We start from the raw sequence: 2,360 nt of genomic DNA on the forward strand, positions 1-2,360 counted from the left end.
GCGACCGGCAGCGGCTCGGAAATACCGGTGGATTCGATGAGCAGATAATCGAAACGGCCTTCGCGAGCAAGTTTGCTGACCTCTTCCAACAAGTCCTCGCGTAACGTACAGCAGATACAACCATTGCTCATCTCTACCAGTTTTTCTTCAGCACGGTTCAGGCGGACATCGCGCTGGACTTCGCTGCCATCAATGTTGATTTCGCTCATATCGTTAACGATGACTGCAACGCGCAAACCTTCTCGATTACGTAGTACGTAATTCAAAACCGTACTTTTTCCAGCGCCGAGAAAGCCCGAAAGAACGGTCACGGGAAGCGGAGATGACATTGGATAATCCTCATCAGATGGTGGCCGATGGGCGTTTATGCCGTATTTGGCGTAACACGCCTCGTTCTAGAGCTTCAAGACAGCGTGACGGCAGAAGCTGACGCTTTAAATCGGCGGGCTCAGGCTCAATAAAATTGATGTTATAGTATAACAATATGAATTAGCCAGACCTGCTCTTGCCCAAACCGATAAAGAGCATGAAGCTGCATGCCATCTGCCCGTCGGGAACCGTGATGAAAAATGTCCTGAAATGCTCGCTAATGAGTCTGGCATTGCTGTCGGGTGCCAACGCATGGGGACAAGCGCCGATGCTCGCCAAGTGCACACACAGCGCTAACCTGCTGGCATGTGTCGATGCGCAAGGCAACGCCTACAGCGTGAATACGGTGGGCCGCACGATTTACCTGCGCGGCTTTGAAAAGGACGGCAAACGCTACTGGGCGCAGACCAACAGTCGGTTCGGCCAACTGACGTTCTTCACCGGCATCGCCTCTGACGGCGAAGCCTGGGTCGGCTACACCCGTCGCGTTGGCTGGACGACGATCAATCGCTTCTCCAGCTCAGGCGGCAGCAGCGCGAAGTTCACCTGCAGCCGGATCACCGGCTGCTAAACCTGCACCTTTTGCTGCGCCTGCTGCCAGGCGATGTAGCTGTCGATTGGCGGGTTCTGCTGGAAATAGCGCTGCAATCCTTCAAACAACCCGTTAGCGATAGCCTGTTGATGTCGAGTTGTCACCAGGCGCTGGCTGTCACGCGCGTTGGAAATAAAGCCGGTTTCTACCAGGATCGACGGCACATCCGGCGACTTCAGCACCGCAAATCCCGCCTGTTCCACGCGCTTTTGATGTAATGTAGTGATGCCTTGCAGACTGCCCAATATGCTGCTGCCGAGTTGCAGACTGGCGGCGATGGTCGCGTTCATTGACATGTCGAGGATCACGCCGGCGAGCATCGGATCCTTGTCCTTGAGATTGAGCAGACTGGTCGCGCCAAGCAGATCTGCGCCGTTCTCGCGCTGTGCCATGAAGCGTGCAGTCGCTGACGTCGCACCCCCTTCTGACAGGCAATACACCGAAGCTCCCGACGCCGTCAGTCGCGGCGCTGCATCGGCGTGCACGGAGATAAACATGTCGGCCTTGTGCTGACGGGCAATGTCTACACGCTTGCGAAGGGGCACGAAAAAATCGTCATTGCGCACCAACTTCACGTCGAAGCCCTTCTCCTTTTTAAGACGTTTGGCGAGCAATTGGGCGATGGACAGCACCACGTCCTTTTCCCGCTCACCTTTGGCGCCGACGGCGCCAGGGTCTTTACCACCGTGTCCGGGATCAACCACGACAATGATGTCGCGTTTAAGGTGATGGTTATTCGTGGATGTTTCACGTGGAACCACTGCGCTGCTCAAGACTTTATCGGCGTTCACCAGGTCGAGCACCAAACGGTGTCCTTGACCATCCTGCGGTGCCAAAACAAAGCTGTTCAATACAACGGTAGTGTTCAGATCGAGAACGATCCGGGTATCGCCTTGACCAAAATGCCCGGCGCGGATCGAGCGAATGGCCGTATCTGCTAACGGCAATTGACTGAAATCACCACTCAGACTCGCCCCGGACAGGTCAATGATCAAGCGCTCTGGCGCGCTCAACGTGAACGTTTTGTAGCGCACCGGGCCGCTTAAATCGAAGACCAGTCGCAGCTTTTCACCCGAACGCCAGAGCCGCGCATTTCGCACTTGAGTTGCCGAGACACTGAAGGGCAGAGCCAAGGCTGCGCTGGCCAAAAACAAACTGAGCAAGTGGCGTCTGTGCATATGAAAACCCGTTCATGAAAAAAGCATCGTGGTTTGAATTGTTATAATGTAACATCCAATTCATTCAAAACGATGGTTCCGAACATGAATTCGCTGACACTTCCGGATATCGCCACTCAAGCCTCTCGACAAGCATTACCGCTTGAGTGGGTGGGAATGCGCGGCATTGCCTTGCCGGTTTTATTGGATGGCCAGCGTCTGAGCGCTAAGGCAGATGCAGG

The 2,360-nt window shown here is 54.8% G+C and carries 3 protein-coding genes and 1 pseudogene; 2 read left to right on the forward strand and 2 right to left on the reverse strand.

The genetic code is table 11. The annotated features are described in order from the left end of the window. A partial coding sequence (locus tag HT737_RS15340) for a GTP-binding protein (RefSeq protein WP_308809988.1) occupies nt 1-329 on the reverse strand: 329 nt, incomplete at its 3' end. Nucleotides 330-562: 233 nt separating this feature from the next. Between HT737_RS15340 and HT737_RS15345 the strand changes: the two genes are divergently transcribed. Further along, nucleotides 563-940: a glutamine synthetase gene (locus tag HT737_RS15345; protein WP_182403126.1), complete on the forward strand. Its 378-nt coding sequence runs from the start codon at nt 563-565 to the stop codon at nt 938-940. Here the strand turns inward: HT737_RS15345 and HT737_RS15350 are convergent. After that, nucleotides 937-2,139, reverse strand: a complete 1,203-nt coding sequence (locus tag HT737_RS15350) for an N-acetylmuramoyl-L-alanine amidase (protein ID WP_182403124.1) — start codon at nt 2,137-2,139, stop codon at nt 937-939. The genes HT737_RS15345 and HT737_RS15350 overlap by 4 nt on opposite strands. 84 nt (nt 2,140-2,223) lie before the next feature. Between HT737_RS15350 and HT737_RS31835 the strand changes: the two are divergent. After that, a pseudogene (locus HT737_RS31835) lies at nt 2,224-2,360 on the forward strand (GTP cyclohydrolase I FolE2); the annotation flags it as partial.

The organism is Pseudomonas sp. MD195_PC81_125 (genome assembly GCF_014060985.1).
Taxonomy (GTDB): Bacteria; Pseudomonadota; Gammaproteobacteria; order Pseudomonadales; family Pseudomonadaceae; genus Aquipseudomonas; species Aquipseudomonas parakoreensis.

Excerpts from the sequence above, each read along its gene's own strand:
- HT737_RS15345 (WP_182403126.1), top strand. The coding sequence starts at position 563 with ATGAAAAATGTCCTGAAATGCTCGCTAATGAGTCTGGCATTGCTGTCG.
- HT737_RS15350 (WP_182403124.1), bottom strand. The coding sequence starts at position 2,139 with ATGCACAGACGCCACTTGCTCAGTTTGTTTTTGGCCAGCGCAGCCTTG.